Annotated in this window: 14 protein-coding genes; 9 read left to right on the forward strand and 5 right to left on the reverse strand. The window is 74.0% G+C overall.

The window, feature by feature from the left end:
* The first annotated feature begins 22 nt into the window (after positions 1-22).
* The 3 genes from ACZ56B_RS17375 to ACZ56B_RS17385 are packed head-to-tail and all read left to right on the forward strand — an operon-like array spanning position 23 to position 3,434.
* Positions 23-991 carry an NTP transferase domain-containing protein gene (locus ACZ56B_RS17375; RefSeq protein WP_468790699.1) on the forward strand — a complete coding sequence of 323 codons (969 nt, stop codon included), beginning with the start codon at positions 23-25 and terminating at the stop codon, positions 989-991.
* Positions 988-2,340: a molybdopterin molybdotransferase MoeA gene (locus tag ACZ56B_RS17380; protein WP_468790701.1), complete on the forward strand. Its 1,353-nt coding sequence runs from the start codon at positions 988-990 to the stop codon at positions 2,338-2,340. Before ACZ56B_RS17375 ends, ACZ56B_RS17380 begins: the two co-directional genes overlap by 4 nt.
* Entirely contained in the window at positions 2,337-3,434 is a 1,098-nt protein-coding gene (locus ACZ56B_RS17385) for a potassium channel family protein (RefSeq protein ID WP_468790703.1), read from the forward strand. Before ACZ56B_RS17380 ends, ACZ56B_RS17385 begins: the two co-directional genes overlap by 4 nt.
* A 165-nt stretch (positions 3,435-3,599) precedes the next feature.
* Here ACZ56B_RS17385 and ACZ56B_RS17390 read toward each other — a convergent pair whose 3' ends face one another.
* Positions 3,600-4,448, reverse strand: a complete 849-nt coding sequence (locus tag ACZ56B_RS17390) for an ABC transporter permease (RefSeq protein ID WP_468790706.1) — start codon at positions 4,446-4,448, stop codon at positions 3,600-3,602.
* On the reverse strand, positions 4,445-5,473 hold the full coding sequence (locus ACZ56B_RS17395) for an ATP-binding cassette domain-containing protein (RefSeq protein ID WP_468790708.1): 1,029 nt from the start codon (positions 5,471-5,473) through the stop codon (positions 4,445-4,447). Before ACZ56B_RS17395 ends, ACZ56B_RS17390 begins: the two co-directional genes overlap by 4 nt.
* A 232-nt stretch (positions 5,474-5,705) precedes the next feature.
* Here ACZ56B_RS17395 and ACZ56B_RS17400 point away from each other — a divergent pair, with 232 nt between their 5' ends.
* Positions 5,706-6,689 carry an NAD(P)H-quinone oxidoreductase gene (locus tag ACZ56B_RS17400; RefSeq protein ID WP_468790710.1) on the forward strand — a complete coding sequence of 328 codons (984 nt, stop codon included), beginning with the start codon at positions 5,706-5,708 and terminating at the stop codon, positions 6,687-6,689.
* A gap of 48 nt (positions 6,690-6,737) precedes the next feature.
* Here ACZ56B_RS17400 and ACZ56B_RS17405 read toward each other — a convergent pair whose 3' ends face one another.
* Positions 6,738-7,427 carry a hypothetical protein gene (locus tag ACZ56B_RS17405; RefSeq protein ID WP_468790712.1) on the reverse strand — a complete coding sequence of 230 codons (690 nt, stop codon included), beginning with the start codon at positions 7,425-7,427 and terminating at the stop codon, positions 6,738-6,740.
* Between the two features lie 223 nt (positions 7,428-7,650).
* On the opposite strand from ACZ56B_RS17405, the gene ACZ56B_RS17410 reads away from it, so the two are divergent.
* Entirely contained in the window at positions 7,651-8,193 is a 543-nt protein-coding gene (locus tag ACZ56B_RS17410) for a bacterial proteasome activator family protein (RefSeq protein ID WP_468790714.1), read from the forward strand.
* Between the two features lie 90 nt (positions 8,194-8,283).
* Here the strand turns inward: ACZ56B_RS17410 and ACZ56B_RS17415 are convergent, their stop codons facing one another.
* Positions 8,284-9,933 carry a protein kinase domain-containing protein gene (locus tag ACZ56B_RS17415; protein WP_468790716.1) on the reverse strand — a complete coding sequence of 550 codons (1,650 nt, stop codon included), beginning with the start codon at positions 9,931-9,933 and terminating at the stop codon, positions 8,284-8,286.
* A 347-nt stretch (positions 9,934-10,280) separates the two neighbouring features.
* On the opposite strand from ACZ56B_RS17415, the gene ACZ56B_RS17420 reads away from it, so the two are divergent.
* Complete coding sequence (locus tag ACZ56B_RS17420) at positions 10,281-11,945, forward strand: protein kinase domain-containing protein (protein WP_468790718.1); 1,665 nt, start codon at positions 10,281-10,283, stop codon at positions 11,943-11,945.
* Positions 11,946-11,969: 24 nt separating this feature from the next.
* On the opposite strand, the gene ACZ56B_RS17425 is transcribed toward ACZ56B_RS17420, so the two are convergent.
* Positions 11,970-13,001: a phosphotransferase gene (locus ACZ56B_RS17425; protein ID WP_468790720.1), complete on the reverse strand. Its 1,032-nt coding sequence runs from the start codon at positions 12,999-13,001 to the stop codon at positions 11,970-11,972.
* A 438-nt stretch (positions 13,002-13,439) separates the two neighbouring features.
* On the opposite strand from ACZ56B_RS17425, the gene pdhA reads away from it, so the two are divergent.
* The 3 genes from pdhA to ACZ56B_RS17440 are packed head-to-tail and all read left to right on the forward strand — an operon-like array spanning position 13,440 to position 17,113.
* Positions 13,440-14,669 carry a pyruvate dehydrogenase (acetyl-transferring) E1 component subunit alpha gene (gene pdhA, locus ACZ56B_RS17430; RefSeq protein ID WP_468790722.1) on the forward strand — a complete coding sequence of 410 codons (1,230 nt, stop codon included), beginning with the start codon at positions 13,440-13,442 and terminating at the stop codon, positions 14,667-14,669.
* Position 14,670: 1 nt separating this feature from the next.
* Positions 14,671-15,663: an alpha-ketoacid dehydrogenase subunit beta gene (locus ACZ56B_RS17435; protein WP_468790724.1), complete on the forward strand. Its 993-nt coding sequence runs from the start codon at positions 14,671-14,673 to the stop codon at positions 15,661-15,663.
* Between the two features lie 10 nt (positions 15,664-15,673).
* The gene (locus ACZ56B_RS17440; protein ID WP_468790726.1) at positions 15,674-17,113 is read left to right on the forward strand and encodes a dihydrolipoamide acetyltransferase family protein; all 1,440 of its coding nucleotides are present in this window, start codon (positions 15,674-15,676) and stop codon (positions 17,111-17,113) included.
* The last annotated feature ends 246 nt before the right edge of the window (positions 17,114-17,359 follow it).

The following is a 17,359-nucleotide window of genomic DNA, read 5'->3' on the forward strand; positions in this document are numbered from 1 at the left end:
CGGGGGCACGCATACTCGGGGGGTGACCGAGTTCGAGCGTCCCGGCGATCCCGGAGCCGGCACCGACCCCGCGCGCAGGACGCCGCCCGCCGCGGACGACACCGCGTACGACGCCGTCGTGCTCGCCGGTGGCGCCGCCCGGCGACTCGGCGGCGCGGACAAGCCCGGGGTGCGCGTGGGCGGGCGTGCGCTGCTCGACCGGGTGCTCGCGGCCTGCGCCGCCGCCCGGACCACGGTGGTCGTCGCCGATCCCCGGCCCACCGGACGGCCCGTCGTCTGGGCCCGCGAGGAGCCACCGGGCGGCGGACCGCTCGCCGCGCTCGACGCCGGGCTCCGGCACACCACGGCGGACCGCGTCGTCCTGCTCTCCGCCGACCTGCCGTTCCTCGGCCGGCGCACCGTCGAAGGGCTGGTGGAGACCCTCGGCCGCACCACGGCCGACGGCGTGGTGCTGACCGACGCCGAGGGCCGGGACCAGCCGCTCGTGGCCGCGTACCGGAGCCCGGCCCTGCGCCGCGGACTGGCCGCGCTCACCGGCCGGCACGGCGGACTGACCGGGCTGCCCCTGCGCCGGCTGACCGCCTCGCTCGACCTCGCCCGCGTCGTGGACCCGGTGGCGTCCTTCGACTGCGACACCTGGGACGACATCGCCACCGCCAGAGCACGCATCAGGGAGCATGGGCACGTGTTGGACGAATGGATTTCCGCGGTCAAGGACGAACTGGGCATCGACCTGGACGTCGACACCGGTGTGCTGCTCGACCTGGCCCGCGACGCCGCCCACGGCGTGGCCCGGCCGGCCGCGCCGCTGACCACCTTCCTCGTCGGCTACGCGGCCGCCCGGGCGGGCGGTGGCCGGGAGGCCGTCGCCGAGGCGGCCCGCAGGGCCGAGGCCCTCGCGCTGCGCTGGGCGGACGAGGAGGCCGCCGCCGCTCCGTCCCCGGACGCCGCGCCGGACGCGACCCCCGACAGCCGCCCGGACGCGGAATGACCGCGCACGCCGCCGGGACCGACGCGGACGCCGACGATCTCGGCGTCGAGGAGGCGCTCGCCCTCGTGAACGAAGATCCCGGCCACCTCCCCGGCGCCTCCCGCTCCCCGCACCACCGTCACCGGGCCACCGTCTGGACCGAGGCCCGCGCCCTCGCCGAACGTGCCGCACGCCACGGCCGCCGTGCCGGTCACCGGACCCCGGTGGCCACGCCCCTGACCGAGGCCCTCGGCCTCACCCTGGCCGCCCCCCTCACGGCCCTCACCGACCTGCCCTCGTTCGACACCTCGGCGATGGACGGATGGGCGGTCTCCGGCCCGGGCCCCTGGCGCGTCCGGGACGAGGGGGTCCTCGCCGGGCACGCCGCGCACGCTCCGCTCACCGACGGCGAGGCCGTCCGCATCGCCACCGGTGCCCGTATCCCCCCGGACACCACCGCCGTGCTCCGCAGCGAGCACGGGCGCACCGACGCCACGGGCCGTCTGCACGTCACCGCGGCCCCCGGAGCACCGCACACGGTCACGCACGGCCAGGACATCCGCCCCCGCGGCCAGGAGTGCCGCAGCGGGGACCAACTGCTGCCCGCCGGTACCCAGGTGACCCCGGCCGTCCTGGGCATGGCCGCGGCGGCCGGGTACGACACGCTCCACGTCGTCCCCCGCCCCCGCGTCGACGTGTTCGTCCTCGGCGACGAACTGCTGAACGAGGGCCTGCCGCACGACGGACTGATCCGGGACGCCCTCGGCCCGCTGCTGCCGCCCTGGCTGCGCGCGCTCGGTGCCGAGGTCACCGCCGTCCGCCGGGTCGGCGACGACGAGGACGCGCTGCACGGGGCGCTCGCGGCGTCCGGCGCGGAGGTCGTCGTCACCACCGGCGGCACCGCCGCCGGCCCGGTCGACCACGTCCACCCCGTGCTGCGCCGCATCGGCGCCGAACTCCTCGTGGACGGCGTCAGGGTGCGTCCCGGCCACCCCATGCTCCTGGCCCGCACCCGGGAGGACCAGCATCTCGTCGGCCTGCCCGGCAACCCCCTCGCCGCCGTCTCCGGCCTGCTCACGCTCGCCGAGCCCCTGCTGCGGACCCTCGCCGCCCGCCCCGCCCCGGAGCCGTACGCGCTGCCGCTTCGGGACGCGGTGCAGGGGCACCCGTACGACACCCGGCTCGTCCCCGTCTCCCTGCGCGGCGACCGGGCCCTGCCGCTGCTCTACAACGGTCCCGCCATGCTGCGCGGCATCGCGGCGGCCGATGCGCTCGCCGTCGTCCCTCCGGGCGGGGCACGACCCGGCGAGAAGACGGAACTGCTCGATCTGCCGTGGGCGTCCGGGGGAATCGGGGTGTGTTTCACGTGAAACTTCCGGGTCAGGACGCCATAGCGCGCCAGGCGGACGAACACCTGGTGACCCACCGGGTGAAGCTCCCGCGGAAGATGGTGGAGCATCCGATCCGCCAGGTCGCCAAGCGGTTGTCGATGGCACTGGTGGTGCTCGTGGTGACGGCGCTCATCGTGTACGCCGACCGCGACGGCTACACCGACAACTCCGACGGGCCCGTCGATCTCCTCGACGCCTTCTACTACGCGACCGTCACCCTCTCCACCACCGGGTACGGCGACATCACGCCGGTCAGCGACGGCGCCCGTCTGACCAACATCTTCGTCATCACGCCGCTGCGCGTGATGTTCCTGATCATCCTGGTCGGCACCACCCTCGAGGCCCTCACCGAACGCACCCGGGAGGAGTGGCGACTGAACCGCTGGAGGTCCACGTTGCGCGATCACACCGTTGTCGTCGGGTTCGGCACCAAGGGCAGGTCCGCGATCAAGACCGTCTGTGCCACGGGGCTGCGGAAGGACCAGGTCGTGGTGGTCGACCCCAGTGAGAAGGCGATCGACGCGGCCGCGGCGGACGGCTTCGCGGGCGTGATAGGGGACGCCACGCGCAGCGAGGTGCTGAAGCGGGCCGAGGTGTACCGGGCGAAGCAGATCATCATCGCCACGCAGCGCGACGACACGGCCGTGCTGGTGACGCTGACGGCCCGCCAGCTCAACCGGAACGCGAAGATCGTGGTCGCCGTGCGCGAGGAGGAGAACGCGCCGCTGCTGAAGCAGTCCGGGGCCGACGCGGTCATCACCAGCGCCAGCGCGGCCGGCCGGCTGCTCGGTCTGTCCGTGCTCAGCCCCGCGGCCGGCATGGTGATGGAGGACCTCATCCAGCAGGGCACGGGACTCGACATCGTCGAGCGGCCGGTCATAAAGGCCGAGGTGGGCAGGACACCGCGGGAGGTGGACGATCTGGTGGTGAGCGTGGTGCGCGGGCACCGGGTGCTCGGCTACGACGACCCGGACGTCGGGACCCTGGAGCTGACGGACCGGCTGATCACCATCGTGCGGGTGACACCGGGCACGCAGATCGCGCCCGACATCCGCCCGCTCCCCCGGCCCTGAGCACGGCCCCGGCCACGGCCCGCGGGGTCCGGCACCCCGCGGGCTCCCGGGGCCCGGCCCGACCCGCCGGACCCGGCGTCCCGCGTGCCCCCGGCCCCCGCCCGGCGCCCCGCGTGCCCCCGGCCCCCGGGAGCACGCGGGATGCCGGGTCCCGGGCCGCCGCCGTCACTTGCGGTTGTACAGCCGCATCGTGACCGGCCCGAAGACCAGCACGAACAGGCCCGACCACCCCAGGGACCAGGCGATCTCGTCCGCCGGCCAGTCGCCCGCCATCAGTCCGCGCACCGCGGACGCGAGGTGGGTGACGGGGCTGTTGTTGACGAACGCTTGGAGCCAGCCCGGCATGGTCCTCGGGTCGACGAAGACGTTGGACAGGAAGGTGAGCGGGAAGATCACCATCATGCTGACGCCCATCACCGACTTCTCGGTGCGCAGCATGAGTCCGAACATCGTCCAGATCCACGAGAACGCGAACGCGAAGGCCACCAGCAGCACGATGCCGACGAGCACGCCGGCGACCCCGCCGCCGGGGCGGTAGCCGAGGACCATGCCGACGGTCAGGATCACGACGGAGGCGACGGTGTAGCGCAGGGCGTCGCCGAGCAGGTAGCCGACCATCGTCGACGGCCGCCAGATCGGCAGGGTGCGGAACCGGTCGAAGACGCCCTTCTCGATGTCCGTGTTGACCGAGACGCCGGTGTACATCGTGATCATCACGACCGACATCACCAGGACGCCCGGCAGCAGGAACTGGATGTACTCCTTCGGCGACCCGGCCAGCGCCCCGCCGAACAGGTAGGTGTACATCAGCACCATCATGATCGGGAACGCGGTGACGTCGAAGAGCTGCTCCGGCACGTGCTTGATCTTCAGGACCGCGCGCCAGCCGAAGGTCATCGAGGCCGACCAGGCGCCGGGCCGCGGCGGGCGCTCCCCGGCGACCAGCAGCGCGGCGAGGGAGTCGGCGCTGACCGGGGCGAGTTCGGTGCTTTTGACGGTCGTCGCGGTGCTCATGCCGCCACCTCGTCCTTCGGGTCGTGGGGGTGGTCGGAGCCGGAACCGGATGCGTGGGTGTCGTGGCCGGTGAGGGCGAGGAACACCTCGTCCAGGCTGGGCTGGCCGAGGGAGAAGTCGTCGACGGTGACGCCGGCGCGGGCCAGTTCGCCCAGTGCGCGGGCGGCCTGTCCGGCGGCGGTGTCGTGGCGCGCGGACGCACCGAGGCGGGCGGTCAGCGCCACCGGGTCGGGGTCCTCCTGCACCTGTGTGCCGAGGACGCGGCGCAGCAGGTCCGCGGCGAACGGCCGCCGGCCCGGGTCCCGCAGCCGCAGACGGACGGAGCCGGCGCCGACGGACGCCTTCAGCTCGCCCTTGGTGCCCTCGGCGATCACCCTGCCGCGGTCGATGACGGCGATCCGGGACGCCAGCTGGTCGGCCTCGTCCAGGTACTGGGTGGTCAGCAGCACGGTCGTGCCCTGGGCGACGACGGCGCGCACGATGTCCCACACCTGGTTGCGGCTGCGCGGGTCCAGACCGGTCGTGGGTTCGTCCAGGAACAGCAGGTCGGGGGTGTTGAGGATGGACGCGGCGATGTCGATGCGCCGTCGCATGCCCCCGGAGTAGTGCTTGACCTGCTTCCCGGCCGCTTCGGTGAGGCCGAAGGCCTCCAGGAGCCGGGCGGCGCGGGCGCGGGCGGCGGACTTGCCGTGGCCCAGGAGCCGGCCCAGCAGGACCAGGTTCTCGGTGCCGGTGAGGTCCTCGTCCACGGAGGCGTACTGGCCGGTGAGGCTCACCCGGCCGCGCACCTCGTCGGCCTCGCGCACGACGTCGTGACCGAAGACGTGGGCTTCGCCGCCGTCCGGCCGCAGGAGGGTGGCGAGCATCTTCACGGTGGTGGTCTTGCCGGCGCCGTTCGGTCCGAGGACCCCGTACACCGTGCCGGCCGGTACGACGAGGTCGACGCCGTCGACGGCCCGGGTCCCACCGAAGGTCTTGACCAGGCCGGCGGTCTCGATCGCCGGGCCGGACGTCTGCGTGCTCATGCCGGGAATCCTTCCGCGTGCGGGGGCTGCGTCAGGGGAGACCCTCACCGGCGCGCGAACTCATCGCTCCCGCACGGGCCGCTCCCCACGAACCGGTCGCACGGCCGGGGCGGGCCCGCCCCCGGGCGCGGGACACCCGGCCCGCGACCCTCCCGCCCGTCCCCGGAGGCCTCCGCCGCGCCCCGGGAGTCCTGCCGCCGGGACTCCCGCCCCGGGGGGTACCGTCCCCCTCATGCATGCGATCACGATTCCCGAACCCGGTGGGCCCGAGGCGCTGGTGTGGGACGAGGTCCCCGATCCCGTGCCCGGCGAGGGCGAGGTCCTGGTCGAGGTGGTGGCCGGGGCCGTCAACCGGGCCGACATCCTCCAGCGGCAGGGCTTCTACGACCCCCCGCCCGGCGCGTCCCCGTACCCCGGCCTGGAGTGCTCCGGACGGATCGTCGAGGTCGGCCCCGGCGTGGGCGGATGGGCGGTCGGCGACGAGGTCTGCGCGCTGCTGGCCGGCGGCGGCTACGCCGAGAAGGTGGCCGTCCCGGCCGGTCAGCTGCTGCCCGTCCCCGCGGGGCTCGACCTCAGGCGGGCGGCGGCGCTCCCGGAGGTCGTCTGCACGGTCTGGTCGAACGTCTTCATGGTCGCCCACCTCCGCCCCGGCGAGACCCTCCTCGTGCACGGCGGCTCCAGCGGCATCGGCACCATGGCGATCCAGCTCGCCAAGGCCGTCGGCGCCAGGGTCGCCGTCACCGCGGGGACCGGGGAGAAGCTGGACCGCTGCGCCGAACTCGGCGCCGACATCCTGATCAACTACCGCGAGCAGGACTTCGTCGCCGAGCTGATGCGGGCCACCGACGGCGCCGGCGCGGACGTCATCCTGGACAACATGGGGGCCAAGTACCTGGACCGCAACGTCCGGGCCCTCGCCGTCAACGGCCGGCTCGCGATCATCGGCATGCAGGGCGGCGCCAAGGGCGAGCTGAACATCGGGGCCCTCCTGAGCAAGCGGGCCGCCGTCAGCGCGACCTCGCTGCGGGCCCGGCCGCTGGAGGAGAAGGCGGCGATCGTGGCGGCCGTACGGGAACACGTGTGGCCGCTCATCGCCGACGGTCACGTCCGCCCCGTCGTCGACCGCGAGGTCCCGATGCCGGACGCGGCGACCGCCCACCGGGTCGTGGAGGACAGCGGCCACGTCGGAAAGGTGCTGCTGGTCACGGCGCGCTGAGCGGCGCCGGGCCGGGACCCGGTCCGGGGCGGGCGCTTCGGACCGGGTTCAGGACAGTCCGCTGCCCTGGCGCATGCGCAGCGCGACGATGGCGAGTCCCAGGCCGAGGCCGATGAGCACCAGGCCACTGCCGAGCGGCAGGATCCGCAGGACGGGCTCGGCGGGGTGCCGGGCGCTCGCGGCGGAGTCCGGCGCGGACGTCCGGGACGGCGCGGAGGACACGGGAGCCGCTTCCCGCGAGGCCGGTGCCCAGGGGGCGGTGTCGTCGTCCCTCCCGCGCGGCCCGTCGGGCCGGCCTCCGACGTCCGCCGCGTCCGGCCTCCCGGCATCGGGGCCCGGTTTCCTCGGCGGGACGTCCGGGTCCGGGTCGTCCGCCTCGTCCGGGTCCCGGTCGTCCGCCTCGTCCGGGTCGCCCCTCTCCCGTTGCCAGGTGTCGCGCGGGGTCTCCTCGGCCGTCTCCCGCCGTCCGGGCCGTTCCCGCCCCTCACCGGCCAGGCTCCCGGCCCGGGACGGCTCCCCGGAGGGGGAGGCGGAGGGGGAGGAGGACGAGGACACGGCGCCGGCGTCCGGCGCCTCCCCGGCCGCGTGTGCCGCATAGGGGCCGAAGGGCGCCACGACGGAGCCGTACGGCACCGCCACCGCCCCCGCCTCCAGGGCGAGCCCCGCTCCCAGGGCGAGCCCCGCCCGCAGGGCGAGCCCCGCCCCCGTCGCCCCCCTTGCGCGCAGCCATGGCGTCATGGCCGTGACCTCCCGTGCCGACCGGTGCGCGTGCACCCCGCCGGCCAGATGGGACGGATGGACGCCAACAGCCTGGCATTCCCCCGCGGGGCGGTCATCTCCGGTGCGTCCGTCGGGGTGATCCCGCACGGCGGGGGCGCGTCCGGCCGCGCCGGTCCGGCGGACCGCGCTTCTGCGGGGGGCACCGCCCCGGGGAGTCCCCGGGGTGCGAGAGAATGTCGGTATGGAGATGCCGAGGAACGAACGGTCGTCGGAGAAGCCGCAGATCCTGGTCGTGGGCCAGGACGGTATGGCGCTCGGTGGCGGGGCCGGGGACGAGGACTCCCGTGAGACACCGGTGACGGAGCAGGTGGAGCAGCCCGCGAAGGTCATGCGGATCGGCAGCATGATCAAGCAGCTGCTGGAGGAGGTGCGCGCCGCTCCTCTGGACGAGGCCAGCCGGGCCCGGCTCAAGGAGATCCACGCCAGCTCGGTGAAGGAGCTGGAGGACGGTCTGGCACCGGAGCTGGTCGAGGAGCTGGAGCGGCTCTCCCTGCCCTTCACGGACGAGGCGACCCCGAGCGACGCCGAACTGCGGATCGCGCAGGCCCAGCTGGTGGGCTGGCTGGAGGGCCTGTTCCACGGCATCCAGACCACGCTCTTCGCCCAGCAGATGGCCGCGCGCGCCCAGCTGGAGCAGATGCGCCGCGCCCTGCCGCCCGGTCTCAGCGGCGACAGCCACGAGGAATCCCACCCGGGCGCCCGCTCGGGCGGACCGTACCTGTAACCGTCACCCGCACCCGGTCCGCACGGACCACGCGGAAGGGGCCCGGCGTCGGACGCCGGGCCCCTTCGTCGCACCGGGTGCGGGCCGGGGTCAGGACGGGGGGTTGCCCGTCGAGACGTAGAGCTGGATCCTGGGCACGTCGTCCTCGTCGACATCCGTGTCCGCGGCCGGGACCTGCCGCATGACCGCGCCGTCGCCGTAGGTGTTCTCGTCGACGGGGAGCACCTCGTACTGCCAGCCGGCCGCCTGGAAGCACTCCTTGACCGACGCGATGTTCTTGAACTTGAAGTTCGGGAGCCGGATCTTGTCGGGGTCGTTGTACGACTCCTTCGGCTCCTCGCACTCCTCCTTGTCCATGGTCTTGGACAGGTCCGGTCCGCGGTAGCCCGCCGCCTTGCCCGCCGACGCCGACGGCGAGGCACCGCCGTCCCCGGCCCGGTCCTCCTCGCCGCCGCCGTTCAGCGTCAGCGCCGCGACCAGGCCGCCGACGGCGAGCAGGGACACGACGATCGAGCCGATGACCACCGGCTTGTTGTTCCGGCCGCCGCCCGGGCCGCCCTGGACCGAGGTCTGGGGCGAGATGGTGTACGGCGGCGGGGTCGACGGACCCGGCTGCGGGGAGTACGCCGACGGGGCGGGGTGCGTCGGGTAGCCGCCCTGCTGCGGATACCCGTACGCGGGGGACGGCGCCGGGGCGCCGGGGGTGCCGTACGGATGCGCGTGCGGGGCCGGCTGGTACGGCGTTCGGACGTGGCCCGCGGGGGCCGGGTCCGTCCGGTCGACCGGCGGGAACACCGCGGAGCCGACGCCCGCGCCGCTGGGCGCCCGGGTGCCCGGGACGATGCTCGGCGGGGCCGCCTGGAAGGACTGCGCCACCCGCAGGCACTCGCCGCGCATGGCCTCCGCGCTGGGGAAGCGCTCGTTCGGGTTCTTCTTCAGGGCACGGGCGATCAGCGCGTCCACGGCCGGCGGCAGCGAGCGGTTGACCGAGGACGCCGTCGGCGGCTCCTCCTGCACGTGCGCGTACGCGATGGCCAGCGGCGAGTCCGCGTCGAACGGCAGCCGGCCGGTGACCAGCTGGAACAGCATGATGCCGACCGAGTACAGGTCGCTGCGCGCGTCCACGCCCCGGCCGAGCGCCTGCTCCGGCGAGAGGTACTGCGGGGTGCCGACGACCATGCCGGTCTGGGTCATCGACGTCACGCCGGACTGCATGGCGCGGGCGATGCCGAAGTCCATCACCTTGACCACGCCGCGCCTGGTCATCATCACGTTGCCCGGCTTGATGTCCCGGTGGACCAGCCCCATCTCGTGGCTGATCTCCAGGGCCGCCAGCACGTCCGCGGTGATCCTCAGCGCCTTGTCGGCGGGCATCGCGCCGTGCTGCCGCACGTCCTCGTCGAGCACCGAGCCCAGCGGGCGGCCCTCGACGTACTCCATGACGATGTACGGCGTCGTCATGCCGTCCACGTCGTCCTCGCCGGTGTCGAAGACCGAGACGATGTTGGTGTGCGTGAGCTTCGCCACGGCCTGGGCCTCGCGGCGGAAGCGCTCGCGGAAGGCCTGTTCCCGGCCGAGTTCCGTGTGCAACGTCTTGATGGCGACCTGCCGGTCGAGCACGCTGTCGTAGGCGAGGTGCACCGAGGCCATGCCGCCCTGGCCGAGCAGGTCCCGCAGCTGGTACCGCCCGCCGGCGAGAGTCCGCCCCGCGTCCCGGCCCTGTGCGCCGTCCTGGCTCATGTTCCCCGTCCCCCGTAGCCTTCTCCGGCGCCGCCGTCGGTGACCTGTCCGTCGTGGATCCCACGTGCTATTCCCGGCCAAGTCTGCCCCAGGCCATCGGCACGTCAAGCACGGGGCCCGTTCCGTGACCGTACGCGAGGGAAGTGTCGCGGAAGCGTTACAGGGGCCGTGCGACCGGCACCCGGAATTTGCACGACGGTACGGAGAGCGGGTTTCATGACCGGTCCGTCTCGTGCCGGTCCCGGCAGCCCGTCCCGGACCGGAGGCTTGCGCGGAGGCTGTAGCGTGGCCGACGGAGACCGTGACAACACCGCGCGCACCGCGGGCAGAAACGACGGCGAGGACTGATGGCACAGCAGCAGCGCGCTCAGGGCCCGTCCGACCCCGAGGCGACTGGCGGCGGCATGTCGGACGCGCCGGACACCTGGGGCAACGGCGGGCTCGTCGGCGACGGCCGGTACCGGTTGACCCACAGGCTCGGCCGGGGCGGCATGGCCGAGGTGTTCGCGGCCGAGGACGTGCGCCTCGGACGCACGGTCGCCGTCAAGCTGCTGCGCTCCGACCTCGCCGAGGACCCGACCTCCAAGGCCCGCTTCACGCGCGAGGCGCAGTCGGTGGCCGGTCTCAACCACCACGCCATCGTCGCCGTGTACGACTCCGGCGAGGACACCGTCGGCGGCCAGTCGGTCCCGTACATCGTGATGGAGCTGGTCGAGGGCCGCACCATCCGCGACCTGCTGATGAACGCCGAGGCGCCGGGCCCCGAGCAGGCGCTGATCATCGTCTCGGGCGTCCTGGAGGCGCTGGCCTACTCGCACCAGCACAACATCGTGCACCGCGACATCAAGCCGGCCAACGTGATCATCACCAACAACGGCGCCGTGAAGGTGATGGACTTCGGCATCGCCCGCGCCATGCACGGCGCGTCCACGACGATGACGCAGACCGGCATGGTCATGGGCACCCCGCAGTACCTCTCGCCGGAGCAGGCGCTCGGCAAGGCCGTCGACCACCGCTCCGACCTGTACGCCACCGGCTGCCTGATGTACGAACTGCTGGCGCTGCGCCCCCCGTTCACCGGTGAGACGCCGCTGTCGGTGGTCTACCAGCACGTCCAGGACATCCCGACGCCCCCGTCGGAGGCCTCGGACGCCTGCCCGCCCGAGCTGGACGGGCTGGTCATGCGCTCCCTCGCCAAGGACCCGGACGACCGGTTCCAGACGGCCGAGGAGATGCGCGGGCTGGTCCAGTACGCGCTGCAGATGCTCTACGAGCAGGGCGGCCACACCGGCACCTGGAACACCGGCCCGGTGGGCACGCACGAGGGCCGGCACACCCCGGCGGCGGGCTTCGCGGGCACCAGCGTGATGCCGCACCCGGACGTCTCCGGCACGGCGGCGATCCCGCAGCCGATCCTGCCCGCCGGGTACGGCAGCGGGGACGACGGCGGTTTCGAGGGCCACGGCAACCAGGGCGGCGGGCGCGGCAAGCTGTGGCTGCTCGCGGTGCTCGCGGTGATCGCCGTCACGGCGGGCGTCGCGCTGGCGCTGAACGGCGGCGGCGGGGGCGACACCAAGGAGAAGCCCTCCACCTCCCCGTCCGTCTCGCAGAGCGCCGAGGAGGACCCGGCCGACGAGGAGAGCCCGAAGGACGAGGAGACCGAGGACCCGACCGACCGGAACCCGGGCACCGGCACCGGCAACGGCAACGGCAACGGCTCGAGTTCCGGCGGCGGCTGGAACCAGCCGTACACGCCGTCCGAGACGCCGTCGCAGCCGCAGTCCCAGGAGCCGAGCAACCCGCTGCCGAGCACGCAGCCGACCGAGACGGGCGGCACCGGCCCCGGCGGCACGGGCCCCGGCGGCACGGGCCCCGGCGGCACGGGCCCCGGCGGCGCGGACTCCGGTGGCACGGACAGCGGCGGCACGGGGGACGGCGGGGCCGACGCGGGCGGCGCCGACGCCGGCGGGGCGAACGCCGGGGCGGGCGACCCCGGCGGGCTCCCGGGCTGACCCGCCCGCCGGCGGGCGGGTCCCTCACCCCGCGAACGCCCCGCACACCGCGTCGTACTCCCGGGTCCACCACACCGCCAGGGCCGCGGCGGCCGGGAACTGGGAGTCCGCGCGGGTGTCCCCGCGTTCGTAGTGCCAGCGGAGCATCCAGAAGTCGTTGAGGCGCTCCCACCACACCCGGTGCACCGCCGCCGCCAGCTGGGAGGGCGTCGCCCCCGAGGCGCGCCGGTACGCGCGCGCGTAGGACCGCACCCTGCGCAGGTCGAGCGCGCCCGTCGGCCGGACGAAGAAGATCGCCGCGGCGCGCACCGCCTCCTCCGCGCGGGGCCGCACGCCCAGCCGGTCCCAGTCGACGATCGCGGCGGGCGCGTCCCCCCGGTAGAGCACGTTGAACGGGTGGAAGTCCCCGTGCACCCACCCCACCGCGCCCCCGCGCGGCGGACGCCGGTCGGCGTGCCGCTCCAGGAGGGCGCGGCGCTCGAGCAGGCGGTGCCGGGCGAGGGCGTCGAAGGAGCCGGCGGGCCGGTGCCGGCGCACGCGGGTGAGCAGGTCGTCGATGAGCGCGAAGGTGTCCGCCGGATCGGCGCTCTCCGGGGGAGCCGACCCGGCGCGCGAGTGCGCCGGCATCACGCGCTCCAGTCCGGCGTGCACCACCCCCAGCAGCGACCCCAGCCGTGCGCACTGGCCCGGCGTGAGCTGCCCGCCGTGCCGGTGCCGGCCGTCGACCCACGGGTGCAGGGCGTACGCGTGACCGCCGACGACCGCGACGGTGCGCCCGTCCCGGCCGGGCAGCGGCGGGGCCACCGGCACCCCGAGGCCGGCCAGGCGCCGGGTGGCCCGGTGCTGGCGGACGATGGCCGCCGGGTCGGCGGTCTCGGGGTCGAAGTGGTGCTTGAGGAAGAACCGGCCGCGCGTCGTGCGCAATCGGTAGCCGCGGTTGAGCAGGCCCTCCTCGACCGGGCGGCAACTGAGGGGCGAGCCGGCGGCGTAGCGGCGCAGCAGTGCGCCCAGCGGGGGCGCGTGCGGTACGGGGGGTGGTACACGGAGGGGCGACACGCGGCAGATGCTAGGGCAACCCGAGGGACCCCTGAGCTGGCCCTTGTCACACACGGTCATTACCGATCACGTAGGGTGCTCCAATCGACGCCGGTCGTGGGGCGCGGCTCTTCCCGTGCCCGGGGTGACCGGGATAACGTGCCGTTGCTCCGGCCTCCTGCGAGGCTGTGACCAGTGCGCCTTCCAGCTCTTGTGGATTTACTTGGAAATCCAAGCAAAAACGCAGGTCAGGGAGGGTTTCACAGATATGTGGAGCACTGGGTAACGTGCTTGTTGCAGGGCGCTCGCCGGGGCACCTGTCACGCCTGTTCCCGGTCGAGCGGCACCCACCCCGTGCCCGGTGGTCGAGAACAGGTGAGCCTCCCCACGCTCCAACGAGCAGGGGGGACCCCCAGGCCCACCGGCAACCCCGGGGGCCGGATCGACGGAGGAGCACACGTGACCGTGGAGAGCACTGCCGCGCGCACACCGCGACGCAGCGCCGGAACCAAAGCCGGCGCCACCGGCACCCAGCGCACCACCAGCACCACCAAGAAGGCCACCGGCGCCAGGAAGGGCGCCGGGAAGAGCACCGGGAGGAGCGGCGAGCCCGCCCTCGTCCAGTTGCTGACGCCCGAGGGCAAGCGGGTCAAGAACGCCGAGTTCGACCCGTACGTCGCCGGCGTCACGGCCGAGGAGCTGCGCGGTCTGTACCGCGACATGGTGCTCACCCGCCGCTTCGACGCCGAGGCCACCTCCCTGCAGCGCCAGGGCGAGCTGGGCCTGTGGGCCTCGCTGCTCGGCCAGGAGGCGGCGCAGATCGGCTCCGGCCGGGCCCTGCGCGACGACGACTACGTCTTCCCCACCTACCGCGAGCACGGCGTCGCCTGGTGCCGCGGGGTGGACCCGACCAACCTGCTCGGCATGTTCCGCGGCGTCAACAACGGCGGCTGGGACCCGAACGGCAACAACTTCCACCTGTACACGATCGTCATCGGCTCCCAGGCGCTGCACGCCACGGGCTACGCGATGGGCGTCACCAAGGACGGCGCGGACAGCGCGGTCATCGCCTACTTCGGCGACGGCGCCTCCAGCCAGGGCGACGTGGCCGAGGCCTTCACCTTCTCCGCGGTCTACAACGCCCCCGTGGTGTTCTTCTGCCAGAACAACCAGTGGGCGATCTCCGAACCCACCGAGAAGCAGTCCCGCGTCCCGCTGTACCAGCGCGCGCAGGGCTTCGGCTTCCCGGGCATCCGGGTGGACGGCAACGACGTCCTGGCGAACCTGGCCGTCACCCGGTGGGCCCTGGAGCGGGCCCGCGCCGGCGAGGGCCCGACGCTGGTCGAGGCGTTCACCTACCGCATGGGCGCCCACACCACCTCCGACGACCCCACCCGCTACCGGGGCGACGAGGAGCGGCTGGCCTGGGAGGCCAAGGACCCGATCCTGCGCCTGCGCCGCTACCTGGAGTCCTCGAACCACGCGGACGAGGGGTTCTTCGCGGAGCTGGAGAGCGAGAGCGAGGCGTTGGGCAAACGGGTGCGCGAAGCGGTCCGCGCCATGCCGGACCCGGACCTCTTCGCCATCTTCGAGAACGTGTACGCGGACGGGCACGCCCTCGTGGACGAGGAGCGGGCGCAGTTCGCGGCCTACCAGGCGTCGTTCGCCGACGCGGACGGGGGGAAGTGAGATGGCGCAGACCATGACCTCCAAGAACATGGCCCTGGCCAAGGCGATCAACGAGTCGCTGCGGCGTGCCCTGGAGGAAGACCCCAAGGTCCTCGTCATGGGCGAGGACGTCGGCAAGCTCGGCGGCGTGTTCCGGGTGACGGACGGGCTGCAGAAGGACTTCGGCGAGAGCCGCGTCATCGACACCCCGCTCGCCGAGTCGGGCATCGTCGGCACGGCGATCGGCCTGGCCCTGCGCGGCTACCGCCCGGTGGTGGAGATCCAGTTCGACGGCTTCGTCTTCCCGGCGTACGACCAGATCGTCACGCAGCTCGCGAAGATGCACGCCCGCTCGCTGGGCAAGGTCAAGCTCCCGGTCGTCGTGCGCATCCCCTACGGCGGCGGCATCGGCGCGGTGGAGCACCACTCCGAATCCCCCGAGGCCCTGTTCGCGCACGTGGCGGGCCTGAAGATCGTCTCCCCGTCGAACGCGTCGGACGCGTACTGGATGATGCAGCAGGCCATCCAGAGCGACGACCCGGTGATCTTCTTCGAGCCCAAGCGGCGCTACTGGGACAAGGCCGAGGTGGACACCGAGGCGATCCCCGGCCCGCTGCACGCCGCGCGCGTGGTCCGCGGGGGCACGGACCTCACCCTGGCCGCCTACGGCCCGATGGTGAAGCTGTGCCAGGAGGTCGCGGCCGCGGCGGCCGAGGAGGGCCGCTCCCTGGAGGTGCTGGACCTGCGCTCGGTCTCCCCGATCGACTTCACCGCGATCCAGGCGTCGGTGGAGCGGACGCGCCGGCTGGTCGTCGTCCACGAGGCCCCGGTGTTCTTCGGTTCCGGCGCGGAGATCGCCGCGCGGATCACGGAGCGCTGCTTCTACCACCTGGAGGCCCCGGTGCTGCGGGTGGGCGGCTACCACGCCCCGTACCCGCCGGCCCGCCTGGAGGAGTCCTACCTCCCGGACCTCGACCGGGTGCTGGACGCCGTCGACCGCTCGCTGGCGTACTGAGGAGAGGGCCGTGACGACGATGACGAACGCGTCCGTACGCGAGTTCAAGATGCCGGACGTGGGCGAGGGCCTCACCGAGGCCGAGATCCTCAAGTGGTACGTCCAGCCCGGTGACACGGTCACCGACGGCCAGGTGGTCTGCGAGGTCGAGACGGCGAAGGCGGCCGTCGAGCTGCCGATCCCCTACGACGGCGTGGTCCGCGCGCTGCACTTCCCCGAGGGCACCACGGTGGACGTGGGCACGTCCATCATCGCGGTGGAGGTCGCGGGCGGCGCGGCACCGGCGGCCGAGGTCCCCGCGCCCGCGGCACAGCCCGCCGCGGCCCCGCGGGAGCCGGAGGCCGAGGGCTCGGGCCGCCAGCCCGTGCTGGTCGGCTACGGCGTGGCGGCGTCCTCCACGCGCCGCCGCCCGCGCAAGACCGCACCGGAGACCGCCCCCGCCCCGCAGGCGGCGGCGTCCGCGCAGACGGAGCTGAACGGCCGCGCCCCGGCCCCCGAGCCCGTCGCCGCGGTCGCCGAGCCCGCTCCGGACCGGTCGCGCCCGCTGGCCAAGCCGCCGGTGCGCAAGCTGGCCAAGGACCTCGGCATCGACCTGGCCACGGTCACCCCGACCGGCCCGGACGGCATCATCACCCGCGAGGACGTCCACGCGGCGGTCTCCGCGGCGCAGGCGACGCGGGCTCCCGAGCCGGAGGCCCAGGCCCCCGCCCCGGCGCCCGCCGCCCCCGCGCCGGTGTCGTACGACACCGCCCGCGAGACCCGCATCCCGGTCAAGGGCGTCCGCAAGGCCACGGCGGCGGCGATGGTCGGTTCGGCGTTCACCGCGCCGCACGTCACGGAGTTCGTGACGGTCGACGTGACCCGCACGATGAAGCTGGTCGAGGAGCTCAAGCGGGACGAGGAGTTCGCGGGCCTCCGCGTGAACCCCCTCCTGCTGATCGCCAAGGCCCTGCTGGTCGCGATCCGGCGCAACCCCGACATCAACGCCTCCTGGGACGAGGCGGCCCAGGAGATCGTGGTCAAGCACTACGTCAACCTGGGCATCGCGGCGGCCACCCCGCGCGGCCTGATCGTCCCGAACATCAAGGACGCCCACGCCAAGACGCTGCCCCAACTCGCCGCATCCCTCGGCGAACTGGTGTCCACGGCACGGGAGGGCAAGACCTCCCCGTCCGCGATGCAGGGCGGCACGGTCACCATCACCAACGTCGGCGTCTTCGGCGTCGACACGGGCACGCCGATCCTCAACCCCGGCGAGTCCGCGATCCTCGCGGTCGGGGCGATCAAGCCCCAGCCGTGGGTCCACAAGGGCAAGGTGAAGCCCCGTCAGGTCACCACCCTGGCCCTCTCCTTCGACCACCGCCTGGTCGACGGCGAGCTGGGCTCCAAGGTGCTGGCCGACGTGGCCGCGGTCCTGGAACAGCCGAAGCGGCTGATCACCTGGGCGTGAGCCCGTGGGCCGAGGAGGCTCGTCACCGGAGGGGCGCCGCACGTTCGCGTGGCGACGCCCCTCCCGCCGTTCCCGGAGCCCGCCGTTCCCGGGCCAGACCCGGTGGAGCACGTACACCGGAGCCCCGTCCCCGGCCCCGCCCCGCGCGTGGACGCAGGCGTGCGCGCGCGGCAGCCGGAGGCACGCGTCAGGGAGGGGCGGAGCGCACGTGCCACCCGGTTCGGGGATGTTCACGATCGCGAGCGA

This window comes from Streptomyces sp. NPDC034670 (assembly GCF_055574875.1).